This is a genomic window from Hymenobacter volaticus (genome assembly GCF_022921055.1).
In the GTDB taxonomy this organism is placed as follows: Bacteria; Bacteroidota; Bacteroidia; order Cytophagales; family Hymenobacteraceae; genus Hymenobacter; species Hymenobacter volaticus.
In genome coordinates, this window is sequence record NZ_CP095061.1 from 4492008 (window position 1) to 4516121 (window position 24114).

Here is a 24114-nt window from a genome sequence, read left to right on the forward strand (position 1 = left end):
TCGCATCTTAAGCTGGTAATGCCGACTAATCAACAATCATCAAGCTTCGAAGTAGCTTGCGCCATTTAGAAGTCAATTCATAGCTCTCTGATTTACTTTGCCACAAGCTTTTACGGCCAATTTTTTGCAAAATCTTTCGCAAAATATCTTGCAGCTTGTAGAGCTCTTTTAACCGTTGTGGGACGAGACTAGCAGCTTGCTTTACATACGGGTGTTGGCGGTAAGCATTCGATAACTCATCCACTTGGTCAAGAAATTCCGAAACGGGTTTCTCAGCTAGTTGCCGGCCTTCAGCAGCCAGAAATTCCTTGACAATTTGACAAAACTGCTCGTGCAGTTCTGTTGCTGTCCGCTGGTCTTTCTGAGCTTTTTCTTCTCGCTCACGTTTCTGCCAATAGGTTTCTAACTCAAGTGGCTCTTCCTCTTGATCTTCTTCCTCTAGCTCTACTTCCTCATACTCGATAGGAATGAACTCATTATAGCGTGAATCTGGCTTAGATATAAGAACCAAGCTTTCTGAGCCAGCATTCTCTCGAAAGTATAGCCCTTTACATGCTTCACTACAATACTTTTTGTTAGGGCGACCTTCAACTAAATTGCCGCATTGGGGACAGGTGCGAATCGGTTTATTCATAGTTGGGTTACTTTTTTTGGGTAAATCAGAAACGGTTTAAAAAGCCTCAAAACTGTTTCTGATAAGAAAATTCACTGTTCACTGTTTAAAAGACGCTGAAACGGTTTGGTCCTGAACAGCCCTAGTTGAAACTAACAGTCGAGCGACGGCTGACTTATAAAAGGGCTTGCCGTTGGGTGTGCAATAGCCACTAGCATTTAGTTCTCGGACTATAGCCTGTAAGCTGGCTCCTCGCGCTCGTAGCAACTCACATAGCCGTCGAGCCTGGCGACTACTCAATTGCTGTCGAGCCTTTTCTTGACGGACCTCGATACTGCGTATTCGAGCTTTATCAGTCAGGTTGCCAGGAGTGCCAAGCTGAAAACCCCGCGCTTTCTTAGCTGCTAGCGCCGCACAAGTACGTTGTGAGATGGCTACTGCCTCGCGCTGAGCTACTGCGGCCAGAATATGAATGGTGAACTCATCCGCTTCGGGCACGTCTACCGCTTTGAAGCGGACGCGACTCTCCATCAGCTCAGCGAGGAAAGCGACGTTGCGTGCCAAGCGGTCTAGTTTAGCTACCAGTAGGATAGCTCCGGTTTGGCTCGCCATATCGAGTGCAGCTTGTAACTGCGGGCGCCTGTTGTTGCGCCCGCTCTCTACTTCTGTAAACTGAGCGAGTAACATAGCTATCTGAGGCACGAAAGCCTGTACGGCGGCCTGTTGGGCCTCTAGGCCCAAACCCGAACGGCCTTGTTTATCAGTGCTCACGCGGTAGTAAGCAACATACTGGTCATCGGATGCTCTCATCTTGGAAAGGAATAAAGAAACAGACCACACTATCTAAAAAGAGGGGTAGCAGTTGTTGAACGGGTGTTTAACAGATGAGACGGCCGGTGAATTCGTCTTGACGAAGTAGTGGCCAGTCGTCATTGATCCCAACTCGGTGGGTAGCCTGGCCACTGTTCAAGCAGCAAATCGGCTAGGTCGAATCCGGCCACTTTCTGAGCATTATTTGCTTGGCGCTCCAACACATCGGCCACTTGTATCCTGAACCCTGCTTGGTTTAATTCAGCGGCCTTCTCACTCCACCTTCGATATGCAGAGCCATCAGTAGATGCATCGGGGTAAAGGGTAATCGGATGCTCCCTGACAGAGCGAAGGCGATCAGCATTGAGATAAGTAAGTCCTCCCACGGCTAACCAGGTGAATGCTGGCAAGTATGGTGTGCAGATAATGGCGGTCTTAGTAGATTCCACAATTGCGACTGGGCTATCTGCAGAAATGTTGGACACCTGTGCTAGACCATATAGCGAAGGCGACTTTTGGACTTCATTATTAGGGTCGAGGTAGGAGATTAGCCAAGATGGTTGCGACAAATTATGCTTCCTGCAATGCGCTGCGTAGGCTGTGTGTACCCAATCGGTACACCGTTTCGTTCGTCCATTTGGAGCATCTTCTTTTACAGTATGCCCTTGGGCATCAAAAAGAACCACTTGGCCACCTCGTGCCCGACCAAGTTTGTCGCGTTGCCAGAAAATGGTAGCACCAGGCCAATGTGCCGATGTTCCGACATCGAAGCGGCACAATAAGTCAGTCGCAACACCTGCACCAAAATGGTTTAGTAGCAATTGGGCGAATACATTGGAAGAATAACGCCTCTTTGTTTGCTCAACTACTTCCTCTGGAATAAAGCACAGGGGAGGCAAAGCTCGCTTTGGTTTTGCTGATTTAAGAGGCCGTAAATTTGAGATAGGTTGTTTCTCAACTTGCTGCGTCTCTTGGTAGTAGCTCAACTCATTCAGACCAGATATATAAGGGCTGTTGAAATAGCCGCATTTATCGGCGCGGTCGCAGCTGCCAAACTGTTCGGGTAAAAGCTCATTTGTGACTGTATCAATCCAGCGGGTAAACGTCTTCGAGGTATGGCATTTAGGGCAAGTAAACCGGGTTCTCGCACCTGCATAGCGTTGTAGCTGAAAGCGCGCTGAAGAAAAACGCATAAAAAATGATGTTTTAAGCGCAACACTTTCTGCACTTGCTACACTCGGTCAAGTATCCAGAGTGTAGCAAGTGTTGCAAGTGCAGACTTGGGAAGAAGATTTTTATTTACAAGCTTCGCTTTGCCAGCCAATGAACATGGCCTCCATTGCGACGGACACCGTGAATACCGTGGCTTTCTAGGCGCTTCACGAACTTTCGGCTATTCACTGGCCGGTTGCCCTCATCCAGACAGTGGGCACGATAATTAGCGTAAAGCTCCTTGCGGGCAATCGTTGTGGTGGTGGATGCCTCGTAACTATCATCAAGAAACGAACGCACACTATCGGACTGGAGCCGATACTCATCTATCTGACTGCTAACCACTTCTGAATATGTAAAGCGACCTTGCTCTAGGAGGCGATTAAGACCGGTTAGAATCCAGTTAAATACCCCAGACAGCTCAGCAGCAATAATTTTGGCTGCTAGTTGCTTGTCCTGTTCTTCCTCTGGAATCGTCTCTTTAAAAGGGATAATTAGGAAACGCCGGAAATAGGCATGGGTGTGTTCCACGTCCGCGGGCAGTTCATTGCAGTTGAAGATGAGCTTCGCGTAGTCTGTCAGGGTAAACGGCTGCCCGTAGGGAAAGCGCGCTTCTACTGGCTCACCCGAGACCAATTGCTTGAACACATTGGGGTCTGACTTACCGCTAATCTCACTTGCGTAGTTGAGAAGCTTATTGGCAAGGTGAGCACGCGCATACGACGGGTCAACAGTGAGGCTTTGGAGAGAATAGTGGCTTACATTATCAGAACCTAACAAAGCGGTTATAATCTCGAAGAGTACTGACTTTCCATTGGCACCCGAGCCGTAGAGCAGTAGTGTCTTTTCAAGCTTCAACTTCGTAGGTGAGACAAACACATACCCCAGATATTCAGCCAATATGTCCTGGCAAGCTTTGTCGGGCAAGACCCGATCAAGAAAATGTTGGAAGAGTAGTGCTGTGGCCGCTGGATTGTAGGCGAATGGGAGCTGATGAATCATGAAGTCAGTCCGGTCGAAGGCCCTCAACTCTTGGCAGCCTGCACCAATATGGAAAGTGCCATTCGAGAGGTTGATTCGCACCGCCTCACGGGATTTTTCCGGAGCAGGCAGATACGCTGCGCTCATGAATTGCTTGTAGAGTTGAGCAGCAAATTCCACATAGCAGGCATCGTATTTGTCAACCCCCATCTTCAAGGCAGTCTCCTGTAGGAAAGCTTTCAAATCGTCTTCCTGCACCGGCTGCCAGCAAGCCCCATTATAAGCATAGATAAAACCTAGGTTTCGGCATAGCCCCAGTGATTCCGGGCAGCCAAGGCAAGCGCTTCTTCGACAACCGTTACCACATAGTGCTTCTGCTTTAGCTTTTCGGTCTCATTGTCAAGGCCGACAATTTTGCGGAAGTCAAGCTTCTGTACCTGTTTGAGCAGCGTCGCCAAGACATTCTTATGGGGCACAATAACACTTGGCTGAATGTGTGCGGTGGCGTCTTGGGTAGTTAGCGCTTGTAATTCTGCAATCGTGACGGTACCAATGACTGCGTTGCCGTTCGGGTGCTTCTTCCCATTCAGAGGGGCAGCAGGCGAGGGTACTACGGCCTCCATATCAACTATCTGATGCTTGGTAGCCCCGTTTTCCCTGACTTATCCAATCCAACAAGTCGGCTCTGCTAAAGAAAAGTCGATTTCCTCGCTTCGACACAGGCAAGCGTCCTTCACATACCAACGCATAGATGCGTGCTTTACTCAAGCGAGTAATTTCTTGAGCCAATTCCATTCCGCCCGTTTCGTCCTTGGGCTCAATCGCACCACGCAGCATCTGCTGCGTTTCTCTAGCTAGTGCTTCCAGCTTATCGAGCCGGACATTAAGTGATTCAAATGGGTTATGCATGATTTGCCGTCGTTTGTTGATAACGAGGGCAAGTAGGCAAAGAAGTAGCGGCCTAAATTGGTCGACCAGAAAAGACCAAAAACTACTGATAATAAGATATAGCAGGTGCCAACTATTTAGGAAACACTTTAGATAGAGATTCTAATAAGGCGTAATAATATTTATCGCTTTTCTTCCATGTGTGCGTCAAACTTTGCTCAGCGGGTTTGTAATTCATAGTGTTCTTCGAAACGCTCGCTTTATAAGTATGAATGAATATGTTTGCAGCTAATTCGTTTGACATATCCATAATGACCTCATGTTGATGTAATGCAGCTCTAGTCGCTGCCCATATCCCTGCTTTATGTATACTATTTGCAATAAGAACCCCATCAACCTGTTTGACCAGCCCCTTTTTTAATAAGAATGAATCAACATGATGACGCTTGAAATTGGGTGAAATGTAATCGTCTAATAAAAATGATGGAGCACCTGGTGCATCGTTTTCGCCTAAAGCATTCGTTATCACACTAAGGCCTTTGATTGCCCAGGGCAAGCGGCAAGTGATGGTATCAGCGAAGCTAGACCAGAAGTTATTGGCAAACCGATCCCCCTGTTGCTTAGTGACGTCCTTTACACCGTCAATAAAAGTGTATTGAGGGAATTTGTCCACTAAGGCTGTATAAAGTCCTGTAAAGCCGTATGCATTTTGCCCTGCATCAAAATGCGCAGCTGTTAATTTCATCAATGGGTTGTCAATAAATTGCGTCAACCGACTACGAAGGGCATTTAATTCGAACAGGGTTTGAGGGACGTTCTCTCTGAAACGCGTTAGTAAAAGATTAAAACGTAATGCAGTATCCTGTTCATCATTGTAACAAGCCACAATTAACTGGCCGGTAGGATCCCATCTTTCATTCCAGTTAGGTATCAGTAGAATGCGCTCAAGGGCTTGCAACAACTGCTCCCCCGCAGATTTTTGCCGTGATTGAATCCACTGCCCCATACGCTTGGCATTTATACGAGCCCGGTGCAATGCACATCGACGCCACGTCTCCCGTTTGGCTTCAGAGAGAACAAGGTTATCTTCTCGAAACAGCGGATTTTCTTCATCCGGAATGGTGAGTTTAAGCTCAACTGCATCAAGTAAGCGGCGAAGGCCTAATAAAAATTCGTCTCTGTTAGAAGCCTCGTGGAAGGCTTGCTCATATTCAATGGGGGCAGACCAGGGACGGGATATTGGGTAATTCCACCAGCGCACATTAGATAGGTGCCTAGCCCATTCTTCTAACGCCTGTGCCTCGGTAGGATTCCCAAGGGCCAGGAGTTCACGCATGCCGGGGACGTAAAGCAATAGATCTTGCAAGACAGGCTTATCAACTATCAGTAACCTCTTCCCTTTTCGTGGGGCCTCCCGAACAATATACTCGTAGTTCTTGCTCTGTTTATTTACTTGCTCCCACGCTTTGATAACGAAAGCACATCCAAGGCCTCTTTTCACAAACCCTAGCTCAGGAGGCGTCAAGGCGTCAAACAATTCAAGCACTGACATCCCCGAATCAAGTTGACCTCTTAGTTCGGAAAACCTAGGCCCAAATGTAATTTCGGGGTCATCGTTAGCATACTGATTCTGAACAACCACTGGGTTATCGTATACAATACCAGCAGGTTCCCAGCCTTTCGCGATAAACAAAGCATCCAAATTGCGGCTATCGCTAAGCATAAGCGGCTCGTACTCTTCTAGAGCGGCGTAAACGCCATTCAGTTGTGCCTTTGGACTAGCAACGTTTAGAAGATTGTCGTTCAACTCTACACAAAACTTAGCGATGGCTGCCGTCAACCTAGCGTGCAAGGTGTCAACGGCTTTGCTACCAACAGTAGGGCTGTCATCAAAGCATTGTTGAAGCAGTAATGAAAACTTGTTTAGTCGCTTGTTGGTAGCCATAATGAGGAAATGAGTATTTGTATACCAATGAATATTGCCCCATTGTGCATGACTTTAAGTATCGTTTTGGATCAAGCTACAGTAGCCCTTTATAAGCGTTATCTATTAGATCCGAAGCGAAGGAATCCAAGTACACAGCTGTCACGGCTTCCGATTTGTGACCCATTGCTTGCGAGATTATACCTGTAGCAGCACCGCTCAGCTTGAGAGTAGTTGCGAAGCTGTGACGAGCTACGTAGGTCGTAAGTGTTGTGCTGATACCTGACTCCTCTCCTAATAGCTTTAGGTCCTTGTTGACTTGTCCCAAGACTTTGTGAAGTCGATTTTTAATTTGCTTAGCGTCCTTGTGCTTGTTCTTGTCCAAGACAGGGAAGATATAACTGTCACGACCTGCTAGGGTAAAAGGACGGTAGGTATCAAGAATGATCACAGCGGGATCTAAAAGCTTCAGGGAGAACTTGCCCTTCGTTTTTTGGCGCACGTAGCTAAGCCGCTGTCCATCACTGTTACCATTTAAGTCACACCAACGCAATTGCGCTAAATCCACAAAGTTGATGCCTCCACAGTAGAACGAGAATAGAAACACATCCTTAGCTAACTGCATTCTTTCCGAACTAGGCGTTAAAGCTTCCAGCTTGCGTAATTCATCACGGGTAACAGCCCTCTTCGCGGTAGTCACATCAAACTTGCCGACTTGAAATTTGTGACGTTCTGCAGCGTTGCGAGCGAAGGGATAATTATCTGTTTTAGCAAGACCTGCTGCTATGGCTTTGTTCAATACAGCGCGAAGTGTGCGAAATCGGAGTGAAAGAGTAATCTCTTCCACTTTGGTAGCTCGTAATGTGGCCTCCCACTCATTACAAAAGCTCACCGTCACCCTGTCGCAAGGGACATCGAACTTCTCTATCCAAGTAGCTTTTTCCGCTTCTTGTCCCTTGCCTAGAGGTGGCTCTGGTGCATTGGCTTGCGCCCCAATAAACTTTGCCAGTTGGTTTCCTAAATCTCGGTATACAGTAGAGTTACCGACTTGACCTGCTACTACCATTCCAGCAGCTAGCTCTTCAATGTAAGCTAGCAGCTTTACTCTACGTGTCGCCTTGCGGGCTTCACTAACCTTACGAAATACTGTTTCAGCATCGTGTTGTTCGTCAGCTTCAGCAAGGTCCTCTGCGGCTTTTTCGTAAGCCGCCGCTTTGGCTTCTAACTTTCGCCATAGGGCTTTCACGTCGCCAGGATAACTACGTCTGATCTCTTTCTTTTTCTCGTTCCAATAATCCGGATGCAGACTGTAGCCAGTTGCCTTATACTTTAGCTTCCGATTCTTAGTGATGCGTACCATAAATGGATGCGACCCGTCAGCCAAGGTCTTGTAGGTATAGTACACCACCTTCACTGTTGCCTGCCCTTCCTTCTGATCTGTTGTCTTTGACATGATGTTTAAACCGCGCTGGTTTAAACGCTGGTTTAAACAAATGTAATAGAAAAGGTAATACTGACACTAATCAACAATAAACGAAACAGGCTTTAACACCTTTTAGAGCCTGTTTTAATAAACACTGTGTATCTATAATTACAATATACCTATAGCTTCCCAAGCTGAGGGTCGCGAGTTCGAGCCTCGTTTCTCGCTCATTTTTAATCAGCCACTTATGCCCTGCATGAGTGGCTGATTTAGTTTGCAGCTATTACAGCTGTGCTCGTACTCAGGATAGAAGAGGCAAGGCAATTAGCCTTTTCGTAGCAAGCTGAACAGCAACGAATTACTTAGTGGCAAACCAGCTTTTTTATTTCCTTAATTGCAACTGAGATATGGGAACGGCGTACCAATAAATGGCTCGTATTGACAGTTAGTGCTACCGTCAGCTGAATAAGTGGCCAGGCATGAGCCATTTTCCCATCACTCTTATTTCTGCGACTATGTCTAAGCAATCTGGAAAACGCAGCCAGCATGACCCCAAGGCTGGACCCAATGCCAATCCCAAGATCAGCAATCAATCGTCGGAGCAGGAGCAGCACGCTGGTTCTATCGACCATGACCGCTCGGTGCGGAGTGGTTTGCCGGGCCAAGCGAGCCAGCCACATATAGCGGCCGACGAAAACATGAGCAGCCGGGTAGCCGGCAACATGGAAAGTGGTACCGGCCTGAACGCCCCTAGCGACAAAGGTGGTACCCGCAGTAACCAAGGCCAGAATGACTAATCTTTCAGTAATGCAACCTCGAGTCCACCTTTAGCGGACAACTGGCAGTGCATTGACTGAAACCCATTAGAAACTAGCAATCGTCGCCCTCCTTAGCACTTTCTAAGGAGGGCGGCTTTTTGTTTGAGGCTTTTAGAATACCTATGGCTAAACGCGCCCACCACTACCGCTTGCGTCTCGAACATCTTAGGGCCGCAGCTCCCGACCAACCTATACACCCGCCACTAGAACTGGAATTTGATAACCACGACGATATTTTCCAGATAATTGAGCGGCTCAACGACCGTTCGTTGTTTGCGGAGCCAGGGCAAGCTACTGAGTTTGCTATCGGGCTGAAGTTGTTTAGCGAAGTGATGCTCAAGAACCGCGAGCATCCGCTGTTTACAGAGTTCCGACCTGCATTCAGCGAGTTCATGAAAAAACTTAAAAGCGGAGCTACTCCATCAGACGAAAAGCCCACTTCCTAACTTATTTCTGGCAGAAGCTCAACAAGCAAACCTATACCAAGAAAGCTTCAATAGCAGCCAGCGTTTCCATAGGAGCACTTAGGTGTGGACAATGACCGGTAGCTTGCATCGTAACCAAGGTAGCTTGTGGCAGATGTTCGAGTAGGTATACTCCTACTTCTGCCGGAGCGGCTACATCCTGTGTGCACTGCAACAACAGCGTAGGAACTTGCAATCGGGGCAGGTCGGCCCGGTTGTCGGCAAGGAATGCTACTTCTGCGAACTGCCGAGCAATTTTGCAATTGGTTGTGCAGAATTGGGTGGCCAGTTCCTGGCTTACCGCGGCCGGAGTGGCGGGCCCCATGAGCAGAGCAGAAAATATATCAGCCCACCCATTGTAGTCGGCATCCATCAGTTGCAGCAGTTGGGTCATATCCTCCCGCTCGAAGCCTCCGTGATAGCCAGGTTCGTTGATATAATAAGGCGAAGGCGCCACCATGACAATCTGCGAAAAGAGCTTCGGGGCTTTGATGGCGGCCAACAACACGATCATAGTGCCTACCGAGTGCGCTACTATGGCCGTTTGCTGCAAATTTAATGCTTGGCAAATTTCGATAATGTCTTGCGCATAGCCATCGAGGGTAGCGTACTTCTCCGGATTATAAGCGGTGTGGTCTGAATCACCCGAGCCAACCTGATCGAAGAGTATAAGTTGATAGCGCGCAGACAAAGCCGGAACCAAGTAACGCCAAATTCGCTGGTCGCAGCCAAAGCCATTGCATAAAATCAGTGGGGGCTTGTCCTCTCCAATTACTTTTACGTTGAGGCGCAACAGCACGGGATGCTCAGCTAAAGCTGATTGCGCAGTCAAGCTTTGGCCAGGATAGGAAGTAGAAGTGTTTGGCATTAAACAATAACGAGGAGTAGCAGACACTGGATTTCATTAATGCAACACCAAAAATAATGCGCTAAACACTGCATGATTAAGTTACTATAGTAATATACCGTTTTATTACGATCAAATCAGGATATATACGGAGCACCCCTTATTAGTTGCGTACAACTAATGCTTTACCTAAAGCGGGTATCATATAAGCCCCAAGTCTTAGCAATAAAAACTAACACAACCTAGATTAATATTATAAATTACTTACAATCAATCTTTTGAGCACCACACAGGCAGTTGCCCGACTTACTTTTGAATGAAATGAATTTATTAAACACAAATTTTTATACTATTATTTATTTAAATAATTATAATAAATGCAAGCTAAAGCATAATGGTATGATGAGGCACTAAGGTTGGGTGCTGTAGCTAAAATACACTTTAGAATAGGCACTGCATGCACTAAGTGATTCTGCATTGGTTTCTTACTACTGATACACCCGCACATAGTCAACCTCAAAACTGTTAGGGAAGCTTGTGGTACCTAGGTCACCGCCGTTGTCACCACCTAGGGCGAGGTTTAATAGGATGTAATGGGGCTGCTTCATGGGGTTGATGCCGGTACTGTCTTGGTTTACGGTTTCCGTCAAGGGTACCTCGTTCAACAGCAAGTCGTCGACGTAGAGGCGGATGAACTGAGCATCCCAATCCATACGCCAAACGTGGAATTTTTCGGACCAGTGCGAGTCCTGGAAGTCGGTTATTGGTTTGGTGGCGCTATGCCATTTGGCAGTGTAGGCTTTGTCGGTACCTGTGGCTACGTTGGCTAAGATCTTGCCTTTGTAGTACTCCATGATGTCGATTTCTCCGTTGGAAGGCCACTGTCCGTCTACACCTAAGGTCCAGAAAGCCGGCCATAGACCTGAACTGGTATTGATGCGGCCGCGCATCTCGAAGCGGCCGTATTGCCAACTGTGCAAGCCGTTGGTGTTCAAGCTGGCCGCAGTGTAGTCGATGGTGGGGCGGCTGGTTTTCCAGTTGCTGCTCCCGGCTTGGTAGTTGGGGTTAGGGCGTTTCTCCTGCCGCGCTTCGATAATAAGCAGCCCGTTTTCACAGCGCGCATTTTCGGGCTGATACCACTGCAACTCGTTGTTGCGCACGAAGCCGTTCTCGAATTTCCAGTTTTTGGCATCGGGGCGTCCATCGGTATTGAACTCATCGGCCCACACCAGTTTCCAGGGTTTAGCGGCGGGCTGTTTCTGCTCTTGCCGGGGTACAGTAGCGGAGTCCTTGGCTCTACTCACTTTTTGCGCGCAACTAGGTAGCGGCCAGCCTAAGCTACTAGTCAAGCCGACTAAAAGCAGAAGAAACGCAAAGCGAAGAGTGCGCATCAAGAAGTGAATAGAGTATTAGAGGGCTGCCGTACCACGAATCATAATGGTACCGGGCGGGTATGTTGATTTACTCGGTTGGGCAGTGCTAATCGTAATGTCCACTTGGGTGCCAGGGGCCGTGGGGGTGGCGCGCGTAATCTTGATTTCGCCAATGGCATTGGTAGCAATGCGCAAGTCGGCACCTGTTACCGGCAAGCCGTTTACCGAGTAACTAATCGGTCCCTTTATTCCCACACGCCGCCCTATCTGCTTGAACGACCAACTCTTCAGTTTTACTTTGCTCTTCATTGTGAGAGCAATAATGCCATTAACAGTCAGGCTGGTCCATTGTGAAGGCACGTCCGGGCTCTTGTCCTTGTATACCGCTAGCGTTTCAATATCACTTGGCTTAAAATCTGACAGATCTCCGATAATTACAGAGGAATCCAAGATATATATCGGCTGTGGCCACTTCTTGACAACAGCTGATTGATTAGGGTCCTGTGCTGGTACAAATGCCCGGTAAGTCGGCTGCGTACCTGACTTGGCCGGCATGTCAATGGCCTTCTCTTGCGGGAAGACCCTTGGACTGCGGGGCGCTATAGGGTCAACTGCGCCTCCTTGCTGCGCACTACTCAGGTACCCGACAAGGCAGCAGGTGGTTGTCAGGAACAGGGCACGGAGCTGGTAATAGCGCATAGCAGGTGGGACTAATATGAGTTAAGATATGCTTCTTTGCCTTACGGCTGAGGCGCTTTTTCGTCTATCAGGCGCATGGTGTAGCTGTAGGAATAGGTCTTGTCGAGGAGGCGGTACTGGTCGTGGGGCAGGGCGCCCCAGCTGTTGTCGCCGCCTACGCCGCGCTGTTTCAGATCAACCTGCACGAACACTTGGCCGCGGGGCTTGATGTCCGTGGGGTGCTGCTGCTTCTTGGTTAGACCGGGGTCCAGGTCTTCGGTGCGGTACGGGAGGGCGCTAAAGCAGATGGGTTGCTGCTGGCCTTCGAGGCGCAACCCTAAGCCGCTGGCATTGGTGAGCGTTACCCAGCGCACATCAGTGCGGTAGCCGTTTTCCTGCGGCCGGATGTAATTGCGCGTGAACTGGCTGGCTACCGAATCTTGGTACGTGCCCAAGAAGGCAGCCGTGTTCCGGTCGCTGTAGTTTTCCCACGGGCCGCGGCCGTAGTAGCTGATGCGGTTGAAACGGCGGGGCAGCTCTAGCCGCATACCAAAACGTGGCATCTCGGGTAGTTCCTTGCCGGTCATATCGATAGCGGCCGTTACCTGCACGGCCCCGTCGCCACCAATCAGATAGTTGATAGTGTAGGGCACGCCGATATCCGTGAGCATGTACTCTACTTTGATGGGCAACCCGGCCGCCGACTGCTCCCCTACTGTCACGCGCTGCACTTTGCGGGCGGCGTGGGCGGTGCGCCATACGCTCAGGGTTTGCTGCATGCCGCTGCCAAAATCGTTGTCGGTGGGGGCGCGCCAGAAATAGGGCTCGGGGTAGTTGCCAACCACCTGTTGGTCGCGCAAACGATAATCGACGAGGCGGCCTTGCTTGGTGTTGAACTCCCCGCGGATGTCGCCGGCCGTGAAGGTTAGCTTGTCGCCCTCACGCTTCACTTGCAGGCTGCCGGCAGCGGCTGGCGTAGCTGCCGCAAAGTTGGTGGTAGGCGTCAGCACAAATTGCTCTCGGGCTACTTCGTGGCCAGCGGGTACCAACGCCGTAGCGGTTTTGGTTTCAGCATAGACGTTGAGCACGTACTCGTTGCCGGGCTGGCTGGACATGGCCGGCAGCGCTACTTTGATTTCTTTCTGCTGTTGCGGCGCCAGCTTCACATCGAACTTGCCTTGTTTGGCTACTACCCCATTGCGGAGCAGTTCCCAGCGGAAATTGTACCGGTCGAGGTTGGTGAACGAGAAGCCATTGATGACCGTCACGCGCCCTTCGGCGGGTTTGGCGGCGCTGAAACGGATGTCTTGGTACACCTTCTTCACCTCAAACAAGCCCGGGTGCGGGGTGCGGTCAGCAGCTACCAGGCCGTTGGCACAGAAGTTTTCGTCGTTTTGGAGGTGGTAGCCGCCTAGGTCGCCGCCGTAGGCGTAGAACTTGCGGCCGTCGGGGGTGCTGGTTTGCAAGCCCTGGTCGACCCAATCCCAGATGAAGCCGCCCTGCATGTGAGGCTTGCTCCGAATCAGCTCCCAATATTCCTGGAAGTTGCCGTTGCTATTGCCCATGGCGTGCGAGTACTCGCACATGATGTAGGGGCGCTTTTTGTCGGTGGCGTTGGCGTACGCGCGCATCGAATTCATGCCGGGATACATGGGGCACACAATGTCGGTGTCCCAATCTTCGCCGGCTTGCTCGAACTGCACGGGGCGGCTCGGGTCGCGCTGTTTCATCCACTTGTAGGCGTCGTGGAACACGGGGCCGTTGCCGCACTCGTTGCCCATGCTCCATATGATAACTGAGGGGTGGTTTTTGTCGCGCTCCAGTACACGCTCGATGCGGTCCATGTGCGCCGGGGCCCACTCGGGCAGATAGGCCGGGTGGACGGTTTTGTCGAAGCGGCCTTGCAGCTCGGCGCCGTAGCCGTGGGTTTCAATGTTGGCTTCATCAACCAAGTAGAAACCGTACTCGTCGCAAAGCTTGTACCAGAGTTCGTCGTTGGGGTAGTGGCTGGTGCGCACCGCGTTGATGTTGTACAGTTTCATCAGCTGCAAGTCGCGGCGCATGCCGGCCTCGGTTACTACGCGGCCGGTGGTGGGCTCTAGCTCGTGCCGGTTGACGCCGTGCACTTCCACCGGCACGCCGTTAACGAGCAACTGCGCGTTCCTGATTTCCACTTTCCGAAAGCCAATTTTACTGCCCGTGACGGCCAGCGGCTTGCCTTGGGCATCTTCCAGCGTGAGGCGACACTGGTAGAGGGTGGGGTTTTCGGCGCTCCACGGCCGCACATTCTTGACGCTGCCACTCACTTTCACGGTTTGCAGGCCGGCCGCACCGGGCGCGGGCACGACTTGTTGCTGGCGCAGCACGGTTTTGCCGTTGGCGTCCAGCACTTCCACCATCACGCGGCCGGGTGTGCCCGCCGCAGCAGCGAAGTTGCGCACCGTTACGTCGGCGCTGAATTTGCCTTGGCGGTAGGTCGGGTCGAGGTCGGCGTTGACGAAGAAGTCCCAAATGGTTTGCTTCGGCAAGCTGTAGATAGCCACGTCACGGTCGAGGCCCGAGAGGCGCCAGAAGTCTTGGTCTTCGAGGTAGCTACCGTCGTGCCAGCGCGTTACCTGCACAGCCAGTGAGTTTTCACCCGGCTTCAGGTACTTGGTTATATCGAACTCAGCCGGCGACTTGGCTACCTTGGTCATGCCCACGCGTTGCCCGTTCACATACACCACGCCGTAGCCCGAAATAGATCCGAAGTTGAGCAATACCTCCCGGCCCGCCCACCCGGCCGGCACCGTGAATGTGCGCCGGTAGGTGCCCACCGGGTTGTCGCGCCCATCAATGAAGGGCTGGTTTTTCGGAAACGGATAGACGATGTTGGTATAAATCGGGATGCCGTGGCCCTGGATTTCCCAATTCGACGGCACCTTGATATTCTTCCAGCTGGCGTCGTTGAAGGTTGGCTGGTAGAAGTCCTGCGGCCGGTCGGCGGGCCGGGGCACGAAGTTGAATTTCCAATCGCCGTTGAGCGACTGATAGTAGGGCGAGCGGCGGTAGTCGTCAGTTACGACGTCGGCGGGCTTCTCGTACACCATGAAGCTGGCGTGCGGTTTTTCTTTGTTCTGCTCGAACACCCGCGGGTTTTCCCACTCGTTGGGCACAGATTGGGCAGCGGCCAAACCGCTAATGAGGAGAAGGCAGGCAGCCGTAAGAAAGCGAGAATCAACCATGGTGGGTGGGGGAAGAGGACAGCACAACAAGCCAAAACAGCAAAGCCAGTTGCCCGGCGCATCAGCATCCAAGCAACTATGCAATACTACCCACTAGCCCGCAGTACAAGGGGGTGTATTTCGGTAGAATACGGGGTGCGAATTCGTCTCGATGCCGTACGCCCCTATTGGACCTCAACCGTCCAGCAACCGCCGTACAGCAGCCTCTTGCCGCCTACTTTGCCGCCACTCCCTGCGACTTCAGTTGCAGCACGCCGCTCTTCAGTCCTTTGCTCGACACCTTCAACTGCACGTCGCCTGCTTTATCAGTCGTTTCGACTACGGCCACCAGCATCCCCTGAAAGGCTTTCATGTGGGGCTCGTGGAACAGCTCCAAGCTGGTGGCGTCTCCGTTGGCTGCGGCCCGGAAACGACCCGCGCCGCTGACGGTGAATTGTAGCTGGTTGGCAGCCGTGGGGCAGAGGTTGCCTTGGGCATCTTCCACCCGAGCCGTGACGAAGGCCAGATCCTGACCGTTGGCGGTGAGCGTGGTGCGGTCGGCGACTAGCTTGATGTGGTCGGGCTTGCCGGCGGTGCGCACTTCCTCGGTGGCCGCTTCTTTGCCTTGGGCATCATAGGCCACTACTTTGATGGTGCCGGGCTCGTATTTCACGTCGTTCCACATCAGGCGGTAGCGGGTTTGAGGGCTAGCCGAGGCGCTTTTGGTTTGGCGGCCCATGCTTTTGCCGTTCACAAACAACTCGGCCGATGGGTAGTTGGTGTAGCAGAAAACAGGCGTGGTTTGACCTTCGCGGCCGGGCCAGGTCCAGTGCGGCAGCAGGTGCACGGTGGGCGCAGTGGTGTTCCAGCGGGCGCGGTAGAGGTAGAACCGGTCTTTGGGAATGCCCGCCAAATCCAGAATACCGAAGTACGAGCTGTGCGAAGGCCAATTCTCGTCGTAGGGCGTGGGCTCGCCGAGGTAGTCGAAGCCCGTCCAAACAAACTCCCCGACAACGAAAGGCAAATCATCCTGCTTCATGAACTCCTCGTCGGGCGTCTGCGACCAGTTGCACACCTCTAAGTCATATGACGAAGACTGCTGGTTGGGGTACTTCTTCTGCTTAGCGGCCACCACCGGAAACTCGTACACGCCCGCGAACTGACCGTGGAAGCCGTTTCGGTGCCCAAGATAAAGCCTTGGGGCAGCTTGTCGTTGGCTTGCTCGTAGCGGGCGGGCTTGTAATTGAAGCCGGCAATATCGAGGACGGAGGCAAAGTTGTTGGTGATGGCTGCGTCGATGCGGTCCATGCCTACTGTGACGGGGCGGGTGGGGTCTTCGCGGTGCACAATGTCTTGCAGGCGCTTGGCAATCTTGTTGCCGCCGGGGGCGCTTTGGTCGGGCACCTCATTGCCGATGCTCCACATAATCACCGAGGGGTGGTTTCGGTCGCGGTGCACCATGTTCACGAGGTCTTTCTCGGCCCACTGATCGAAATACTGGCTGTAACCGTTTTTCACCTTCGGCGTTTTCCACTCGTCAAACGATTCCACCATCAGCATGAAGCCCATCTCGTCGCACAAATCTACCAGCTCTGGGGCCGGCATGTTATGCGAAGTCCGGATGGCGTCGCAGCCCATGTCCTTGAGCAACACCAGCTGGCGGCGCAGGGCTGCCGTGTTGATGGCCGTACCCAAAGGCCCAAGGTCGTGGTGGTTGCAGACGCCCTTGAACTTGCGCACCTGCCCATTTAAGGAGAAGCCTTTGCCAGCCTCGAACTTGAACGAGCGGAACCCGAACCGCGTGCTGTACTCGTCTTTCAGCTGCTCGCCGGCATACAGCTTGGAGTGCGCCGTGTAGAGCACCGGCGTTTCCGGCGACCAGAGCTTAGGCGTTTTCACTACGAACTCTTGCTGAAACTCCCGGTTGTCGGTGGCGGCCAGCGGGGTGTTGGTGGTAGCTACCACTTGCCCGGCGGCGTCCCGAATTTCGGTTTGCAGGCGTAGGGACTGCGTGGCACCGGCGGGCGTTTCCACTTTGGTGCGGAGGTTGACTTTGCCGAACTCGGCGTTGATTTCGGGGGTAGTCAGGTAGCTGCCCCACACCGGAATGTGCACGTCGTCGGTTACAATCAGGTGCACGTTGCGGTAGAGGCCGGCGCCGGGGTACCAGCGCGAGGCTTCCGATTGGTTTTGCAGGCGGACGGCCAGCGTGTTGTTGTCGCCGGGCTGGAGGTAGGAGGTGATGTCGAAGGAAAACGAATTGTAGCCGTAGGGCCAGTTGCCGACTTCCTTGCCATTCACGAACACGCGGGCATTGCTCATGGCCCCGTCAAACAGCAGCACGGCGCGCTTACCCGCTCCAAACCCCGGCACCGCCAGCTTCCGCCGGTACCAACCCGTCCCGATGAAAGGCAGCCCGCCAGTCCGGCCCGCTTTCAGGGTGGCGGCCTTCTCATTGTTCTGCTCGATTTTCACTTCCTGCAAGTCGTTGCGGCCATCAAAAGGACCATAAATGGCCCAATCGTGGGGTACGCGCACGGTCTGCCAGCTGGCATCTTTGAAGTTGGGAGTGGCTGCTTCGGGCGTGTCGCCTTTCTTAAACTTCCAGTTGGTATCAAGCAAATATTCTTGCCGGACCTGCGCATTCGCTTGGAAAGCAACCATCAGCAAGAGCAGACAGCTAGATACGCTGCCCAACGCGCGGCGCGGAAAAGTAGGTTTCATAGAGTGCAGATGCAGGGCAACCAAACCTAATAAGGCGCGGCACCCTCCTTTTGTGTCAGAGAGAATTCGGCCAGAAAGGTGCAACGATTCAACTATATCGGCATCAGGTACTCACCTGCCCTGACGAGCGGCACCTCAGTTGGCGGTTGAATACTAAAGCTAACCACCTATACATACACGTTCCTAACGAGCTAAAAATGTGGCTATGTGCGTCTTGAGTTCCGGGTCATCGGGTCGAGGTGCTTCGGCGTAGCGCATGATGCCGTATTTGTCGAGCAAGATGTGGCGCGGGATGCTGGTTATGCCGAAACGCTTCACAAACCGGGCTGTCTTGTAGTTTGCGAAGCGGTATTGCTCCACATTTTTGGGCAAGTGCTGCTTGGTGGCGCGTTGCCACTTTAAAGCATCCTCATCAATGGAAACATAGATGAAGGCTACGGGCTTGCCGCTATAGTGCTGCCGGAGGGCAGCCGAGGCGGGCATTTCCATGAGGCACGGCAAGCACCAGCTAGCCCAAAAATCCAGGTAAATCATCTTGCCGCGGTGCTTGGCTAGCAACTGAGCTAGAGTTGTTTTCTGACCACTAGGGCTAATGAGAGTATCGGTGTTGGCTAGCTGTTGGTCGGGCATTACCAAGGTCAGCTGATCCTGGCCGGTTAGGCTGCGCACGAAGCGGCTCTCTGGCATCATCCAACTGCGGTAGTCTTTCACTAAGTGTGGCTGGGGCCTGCGGATGCGCTTCGCGTTGTACAGCAGCCAATAGCAGGTCCATTCTTTCTGGTTGCCCGTGTATTCACGCTTAGCCAATGCGTACAAGGCGCCGTATGTGGCTGGTTTACCTTGGGCTAAGGCTAGATATTCCATGAAGTCAGTGGCTACGTAACTCCTACGCTCTGAAACAGATAGAGGCAGAGCCTGTAAGTAGCGAAGCCGCCGAAACTGCGCCAGCACGGAGTCTTGGTACACAGCCGGGAACATCTTGACAGCTCCCGGAAATTTGTACTGTCGAAGAGAACTAGGTACATATGTGGAAGTTGCGTAATACAGCTCTTGATAGCTGTTACCCCGCAACAGAAAAAGAAAAGCTTGCAGTTGTAGCTCACGAGTAAGCGCTGCTACTACCATCGGTCTTACGCCGGGTGTGTTGCGCAATTCGGCCAGCAGCCCGTCAGTAAGTCGCCGCTCATCCTGCCACTGGCACATAAGCTCATCAAGTGTTGGCGGCAAATCACCTAGAAAGGTCTCATACGCCCACGAATCGAGGCTGACGGCATTGTGGCGAATACAGTCGTAGAATTTCAATTCAGCCGCCTGCTTGCCGGAGAAGGTGTACGTATCCGTTGCTTCTACATACCGAACTGTTACTACGTCGCCGGGCCATACAAGCAAGGCCGGCTTTTTTACTCGCACTCTGTAGTGCTCACGGGCAATCCTGACAGTTATTTGGTCGAAAGAGTTTTCGTCGAAAACTACATGAAGCGTGTCTCCTGGCTTAATAGACTTTTGTTTATCCTTGGCAAGAATATCTGTGTAGTAAAACAGAATGGACGTTTCTGTAGTAGCGCTTTGGTTGATAATCAGCGCTTCTTTTCGCTGGGCGTAGCTACTATCTATTGATGCTGCAAAAACCAGAATCACGAGAATCAACCGTCGGATAGCGCGCATAATAGCTCCTTCTAAAGCCAATAAATCAATGTCTTAGCTAAGGCAATATAGTGCTTTGTCGAAGGCAATAAGAATTGGCTTTCATTCGCTGTAGCACCGCACTGTGACCTCGGGTGCTTTGCAATACGCTACTCAGGATACGTACTTGCTCATGGGCGTACGGGCGCTGCCTGCTTAGCTTTGGTGGGCTTTACTGCTTCAAATACATCCACCGGCAGAATATTGCCTTGGGCGTCGAAGCGCATGGGCGAGAGGCAGGTTTCGCGGTTGTAGCCGTTGCCGCCGGGTATTTTGAAGCGGTGGTACGCTATTACCCATTGGTCGGTGCCGGGCACTTGCAGCACCGAGTGGTGGCCGGCGCCTTTCACTACGCCCCGCCCTTCAGCACCGGATTGCTGGCCGCTTTTGTAAACGGGCCCATCGGCGAGCTGGAAGTGGCGTAGGCAACGGAGTAACGTGGGTCGCGGGTGTCGTACTCCGACCACATCAGGTAGTACTTGCCTTGGCGCTTGAACACGAACGAGCCTTCGTTGTAACCTTCGGGTTTAAATTCCAGCACCGCGGCCGGGTCGAAGGATACCATGTCGGAGTTAAGCTTCACCGCGTGGCACTGGCCTTGGCCCCAATAAAGATAGGCCGCGCCATCATCGTCGACCAGCACCATGGGGTCAATCATCTGGCCTTTGAAAGCGCCTTTGGCCACTAGCGGCTTGCCGAGTGGGTCTTTGAAGGGGCCCGTTGGTTTGTCGGCTACCGCTACGCCGATGCTCTGCGCGGCGGAATAGTAGTAGTAGTACTTGCCGTTTTTAGCGGCAATGGCTGGCGCCCATGCCCGTTGGGTGGCCCACTTCAGGTCGCGCGGCAAATCCAGGATGACGCCTTCATTCTTCCATTTCACCAAGTCCTTCGACGACCAACAGGTGAACGAAGTCGATAGCCAGCCCTCGGTGCCATCGGTGGTTGGGTATAGATAGAACGTGTTGCCAAACGCTGCTATATGAGGATCGGCGTACACGCTGGGCAGCGCCGGCGCGGGTGCTTTAAGTGTATCAGGCGAGAGATTCTGGGCTAGGCTTGCGGTAAGAGAGCAGCAGAGGCAGAGCAAGAAAAGGTAATATCGCATATCAGAGAGGGGAAGAATGGCAACAAGGGTTGGCGCCAAATGGCAGCCCGGCTGGTTTGCACTCTTGCTTAATTCTTGCGGGCTTCGCCATCGGTTTTCACTACGTCTAGAATGGGCTTTTCTAGGCCGGCGAGTTTGTCTTGCTGGGGCTTCAGCAGTTCCAACACTACCACTTCGTTGACACCTTTTTTCAGCCATTCGGCGGGCACGTACAGGGTTTGTTGGGGGCCTATTTCCCAATAGCGGCCGAGGTTGTGGCCGTTCAGCCACACGCAGCCTTTACCCCACTGGCTCAGGTCGAAGTACGTGTCGGCCGCTTTGGTGATGGTGAAGGTGCCGCGCCGTAGCACGGGGCCGTTGTCATTGGGCGCAATCTTGCTGGCAACTTTGGCCGCCGCAACGCTAGCAAAGGGCAGGCGGAAATGCTGCCAGTTGGTAAGTTCAGTGCCAGCAAAAGTTACTCGCTCGGTGATGCCTTTGCGGTTTTGGTTGAGGAACGGCCCGAAGTTGAGGCGGCCCAAGTTTTCCACCAGAATATCGAGCCGGACGGTACCTTGGGGCAATGTCAGTTCCACTTGGTCCTGCCCGAGCCGACGGTCCAGGGTGGCAACGCGCTGGCCGTTCACCATCACCACGCCGTAGTCGCGCAGGTCCTTGATGCTGAGTGTTCCTTTACGCCCACCAACTACCTCGGTGCGGTAAAGCACAAAGCCATAATCCTGGTTGAGGGCCTCAAAACTCTGCGGCTTGGCATTGACAATGGGTTTGGGCAAGTCGGCCAAGAGGCTAGTGGCCGAGTTCATATTGATGGCCGGAATGCGCATTGAAGGCTTAGCGGCCGGTACCGGGGGCAGCTTAGCACCTTTGGGCAGGTGCTTTTCGATGACGCCGCGGAAGGCCATGAACTTGGGAGTGGCATTGCCGGCCTCATCAAGGGGCGCGTCATAGTCGTAGCTGCTGATTTGGGGCTCGAACTTGGTGCCTTCGCCTTTGTAGTTGGCTCCGTTCATGAAGCCCCGCGTGGTACCGCCATGAAACATGTACATGTTGATGGAAATACCTGCGGCCAGCACCGAATCGAGGCGCGGGGTGTACTTGGAGACGGGCACCGTGTGGTGCGGCGTGCCCCACCAGTCAAACCAGGCCGGATACCATTCGGCGATGTAGAACGGGCCTTTGCCGCCGTGGTACGTGCGCACCAACTGCTTGACCTTGCGCGGATCATCCCACCCGTTCACGGCGGGTAGCAAGCCGGGCAGATGGCCTTCCTTCACTTTCTCGCCCGGGTCGCACGTGTAAAGCAGCCCATCGAAACCAGCTTCCTTGAACATCTTGCGGTTGAGCGCCAAGTAGTCTTTGTCGCTGGCGTAGAAGCCGTATTCGTTTTCCACCTGCACCATTAGCACCGGCCCGCCGTGGTTGACTTGCAGCGGCGCCAACTGCTTGGCTACTTCCTTCAGGTAACGGCCATAGGCAGCAATGTACTTAGGGTCTTTGCTGCGGACCACTAGGCTTTTGTCTTTTTGCAGCCAATAGGGGTAGCCGCCAAATTCCCACTCGGCGCATACGTACGGGCTCGGCCGAAGCACCACCCACATACCTTCTTCCTGCGCAATCTTCACGAAGGCGGCAATGTCGTTGTTGCCAGTGAAGTTGTATTTGCCGGGTTCGGGCTCGTGCAGATTCCAGAACACGTAGGTGCCGATGGTGTTCAAGCCCATGGCCTTGGCCATTTTCATGCGGTGCCGCCACGCCTCGCGCGGAATGCGGGGGTAGTGCAACTCGCCCGAAATCATTTGGAACGGCTTGCCATCGAGCAGAAAATTCTCGTCGCCTAACGTAAAGGTATGCTTGGCTGGCTTGGCTTTGGTTTGAGCCTGCGCCGCCGGATTCAGGGCTAGGCTGCTTAGCAGCGCAGCTCCTATCAGGTACTTATGTATCATGCTCGCTATAATTGTTTGCTGAAGTGTCCCAAGTCCCACTGCTCTAGCCAGTCAATAGTAGGCTGGCCGGCCTTAAACTGTACCGGCAGCCACAGATAGCGGCTGTCTTTCAAGTCTTTCGGATTCCACCGATCGGCCATGAAGATATACGCATCTTTCTTACCTGGTACTGGCAACACATAAGTGGATTGGCCGCCATAGGTGAGCTTGGCGTTCGGGCCGGTCATGGGGTCGCCGAGCAACTGCCAGGGCCCAAACAAGTTATCGGCCACATGCAAGGAAGCTTCGTTGGGCGCCCAGCCCGTGCAGCCACTCGTAAGTAAGTAGTACTTCCCGCCTTGCTTGAACACGGCTGGCGCCTCGCGGTGCTTGGCAAAGAGCAGCGAATCTTGCGTGGTGGGCGTGAGGTAGTCGGCCGACAGTCGAGCTAGACGCAAGTCGTAGTTTTCGCGGCTAGAGTAGATGTGGTAAGCCGCACCGTCATCGTCCACGAACAGGCCCATGTCGCGCGACATATTGCCGTTGGGCCGGAAGCTGCTCACGTACCGAAACGGGCCAGTAGGTTTGTCGGCCACGGCCACGCCGGCGCGGGCGGCTTTGTAACTCTGGCCCTTTAGCTCCAGGTGAAACCACATCACATACTTGCCGGTCTTTTGGTTGTAAATCACCTTGGGGCGCTCCATCAGGCAACCGGCCGCAATGTCGCTCTGCGCGTCGGTGGCCGGCGTCAGGGCCACGCCTTCGTATTTCCAGTTGTAGAGGTCTTTCGAGGAATACACGTTCACTCCTTCTTCTTGGTGCTGGGCCCGTTTTTCGCCGTACCAGTAGTACGTATTGCCCACTAGCAGTACGCCCCCGCCATGAGCGTTAATGAGGTTGCCCTCGGTGTCGTACCACAGCTCGCCGGGCTTGAAGGCAGTGTTTTTTGCCTTTGAAGTTGACGACGCAGTTTGAGCTTTGGCCGTTGGGGCACTCCATGCCAAACAGCACCCGAGCAGAAGGTATAGAAACTGTTTCATAGGGACGTATGACTTTGAAAGCAAACTATTCAGTTACACGAGCAAAAGCTAGGCGCCCAAATCTGGCGAGTACCAATCAAAAGAAGTTACGCAAGTAGCCTCAAGAAGTACTCGTTTGCTTGTGCCATCCCTTCAAAAATAGCGCGGGTTTGGTCCCACCATACGGGTTGTTTTCGCCAAAAAGGGGGTCAAATGCACCGGGGTTGTTTGGCCTGACTGCGCAGTCGTGGTGCGGCTATATGAGTTGATTGGAACGGTTAAATCACAACCTGATTAAAAACCACCCCTTATTCCCTGAATATAGCCCCCAATTTCTGTTGGCTTCCGCCTACTATTGTGGCTACTGTGTTTCTTGCCCATCCGCTCTTTCCGTTTTCACTATGCTCCGCAACTCCCACTTTTGGCA

The 24114-nt window shown here is 52.7% G+C and carries 21 protein-coding genes; 2 read left to right on the forward strand and 19 right to left on the reverse strand.

Annotated features, from left to right (window positions below):
* Positions 1-25: 25 nt before the first annotated feature.
* From MUN86_RS19645 to MUN86_RS19680, 8 genes are all read right to left on the reverse strand, one after another.
* A complete protein-coding gene (locus MUN86_RS19645; RefSeq protein ID WP_245119697.1) occupies positions 26-634 on the reverse strand; it encodes a hypothetical protein in 609 nt (202 codons plus the stop codon).
* Between the two features lie 78 nt (positions 635-712).
* Positions 713-1423 carry a recombinase family protein gene (locus MUN86_RS19650; RefSeq protein WP_245119698.1) on the reverse strand — a complete coding sequence of 237 codons (711 nt, stop codon included), beginning with the start codon at positions 1421-1423 and terminating at the stop codon, positions 713-715.
* A 119-nt stretch (positions 1424-1542) separates the two neighbouring features.
* The gene (locus MUN86_RS19655) at positions 1543-2616 is read right to left on the reverse strand and encodes a DUF6371 domain-containing protein (protein WP_245119699.1); all 1074 of its coding nucleotides are present in this window, start codon (positions 2614-2616) and stop codon (positions 1543-1545) included.
* A 106-nt stretch (positions 2617-2722) separates the two neighbouring features.
* Positions 2723-3874: a DNA primase family protein gene (locus MUN86_RS19660; protein ID WP_245119700.1), complete on the reverse strand. Its 1152-nt coding sequence runs from the start codon at positions 3872-3874 to the stop codon at positions 2723-2725.
* A gap of 38 nt (positions 3875-3912) precedes the next feature.
* The gene (locus MUN86_RS19665; protein WP_245119701.1) at positions 3913-4239 is read right to left on the reverse strand and encodes a hypothetical protein; all 327 of its coding nucleotides are present in this window, start codon (positions 4237-4239) and stop codon (positions 3913-3915) included.
* A 1-nt stretch (position 4240) separates the two neighbouring features.
* On the reverse strand, positions 4241-4525 hold the full coding sequence (locus MUN86_RS19670; RefSeq protein WP_245119702.1) for a helix-turn-helix domain-containing protein: 285 nt from the start codon (positions 4523-4525) through the stop codon (positions 4241-4243).
* 112 nt (positions 4526-4637) lie between these two features.
* On the reverse strand, positions 4638-6449 hold the full coding sequence (locus MUN86_RS19675) for a hypothetical protein (RefSeq protein WP_245119703.1): 1812 nt from the start codon (positions 6447-6449) through the stop codon (positions 4638-4640).
* 76 nt (positions 6450-6525) lie between these two features.
* On the reverse strand, positions 6526-7881 hold the full coding sequence (locus tag MUN86_RS19680) for a site-specific integrase (RefSeq protein ID WP_245119704.1): 1356 nt from the start codon (positions 7879-7881) through the stop codon (positions 6526-6528).
* A 485-nt stretch (positions 7882-8366) separates the two neighbouring features.
* On the opposite strand from MUN86_RS19680, the gene MUN86_RS19685 reads away from it, so the two are divergent.
* Together MUN86_RS19685 and MUN86_RS19690 are read left to right on the forward strand one after the other, a co-directional pair.
* On the forward strand, positions 8367-8648 hold the full coding sequence (locus tag MUN86_RS19685) for a hypothetical protein (RefSeq protein WP_245119705.1): 282 nt from the start codon (positions 8367-8369) through the stop codon (positions 8646-8648).
* Positions 8649-8791: 143 nt separating this feature from the next.
* The gene (locus MUN86_RS19690; RefSeq protein WP_245119706.1) at positions 8792-9115 is read left to right on the forward strand and encodes a DUF3861 domain-containing protein; all 324 of its coding nucleotides are present in this window, start codon (positions 8792-8794) and stop codon (positions 9113-9115) included.
* 31 nt (positions 9116-9146) lie between these two features.
* On the opposite strand, the gene MUN86_RS19695 is transcribed toward MUN86_RS19690, so the two are convergent.
* The 11 genes from MUN86_RS19695 to MUN86_RS19740 form a co-directional block, all read right to left on the reverse strand.
* Complete coding sequence (locus tag MUN86_RS19695; protein WP_245119707.1) at positions 9147-10001, reverse strand: alpha/beta fold hydrolase; 855 nt, start codon at positions 9999-10001, stop codon at positions 9147-9149.
* Positions 10002-10468: 467 nt separating this feature from the next.
* Positions 10469-11371, reverse strand: a complete 903-nt coding sequence (locus tag MUN86_RS19700; protein ID WP_245119708.1) for a glycoside hydrolase family 16 protein — start codon at positions 11369-11371, stop codon at positions 10469-10471.
* An 18-nt stretch (positions 11372-11389) separates the two neighbouring features.
* A complete protein-coding gene (locus MUN86_RS19705) occupies positions 11390-12052 on the reverse strand; it encodes a hypothetical protein (RefSeq protein ID WP_245119709.1) in 663 nt (220 codons plus the stop codon).
* Positions 12053-12093: 41 nt separating this feature from the next.
* Positions 12094-15255: a beta-galactosidase, LacZ type gene (gene lacZ / locus MUN86_RS19710; RefSeq protein ID WP_245119710.1), complete on the reverse strand. Its 3162-nt coding sequence runs from the start codon at positions 15253-15255 to the stop codon at positions 12094-12096.
* A gap of 214 nt (positions 15256-15469) precedes the next feature.
* Positions 15470-16384, reverse strand: a complete 915-nt coding sequence (locus tag MUN86_RS19715) for a DUF4982 domain-containing protein (RefSeq protein WP_245119711.1) — start codon at positions 16382-16384, stop codon at positions 15470-15472.
* On the reverse strand, positions 16312-17958 hold the full coding sequence (locus tag MUN86_RS19720) for a glycoside hydrolase family 2 TIM barrel-domain containing protein (RefSeq protein WP_245119712.1): 1647 nt from the start codon (positions 17956-17958) through the stop codon (positions 16312-16314). The genes MUN86_RS19715 and MUN86_RS19720 overlap by 73 nt, the downstream gene beginning before the upstream one ends.
* Positions 17959-18141: 183 nt before the next feature.
* On the reverse strand, positions 18142-19623 hold the full coding sequence (locus tag MUN86_RS19725; RefSeq protein ID WP_245119713.1) for a TlpA family protein disulfide reductase: 1482 nt from the start codon (positions 19621-19623) through the stop codon (positions 18142-18144).
* Positions 19624-19772: 149 nt separating this feature from the next.
* Positions 19773-19991 (reverse strand): family 43 glycosylhydrolase, encoded by a 219-nt coding sequence (locus MUN86_RS31285; protein WP_280640542.1) that lies wholly within the window; start codon positions 19989-19991, stop codon positions 19773-19775.
* Complete coding sequence (locus MUN86_RS19730; RefSeq protein ID WP_280640543.1) at positions 19991-20746, reverse strand: family 43 glycosylhydrolase; 756 nt, start codon at positions 20744-20746, stop codon at positions 19991-19993. Before MUN86_RS19730 ends, MUN86_RS31285 begins: the two co-directional genes overlap by 1 nt.
* Before the next feature lie 68 nt (positions 20747-20814).
* A complete protein-coding gene (locus MUN86_RS19735) occupies positions 20815-22689 on the reverse strand; it encodes a glycoside hydrolase family 35 protein (RefSeq protein WP_245119714.1) in 1875 nt (624 codons plus the stop codon).
* A 5-nt stretch (positions 22690-22694) separates the two neighbouring features.
* Complete coding sequence (locus tag MUN86_RS19740) at positions 22695-23708, reverse strand: glycoside hydrolase family 43 protein (RefSeq protein WP_245119715.1); 1014 nt, start codon at positions 23706-23708, stop codon at positions 22695-22697.
* Positions 23709-24114 lie beyond the last annotated feature (406 nt).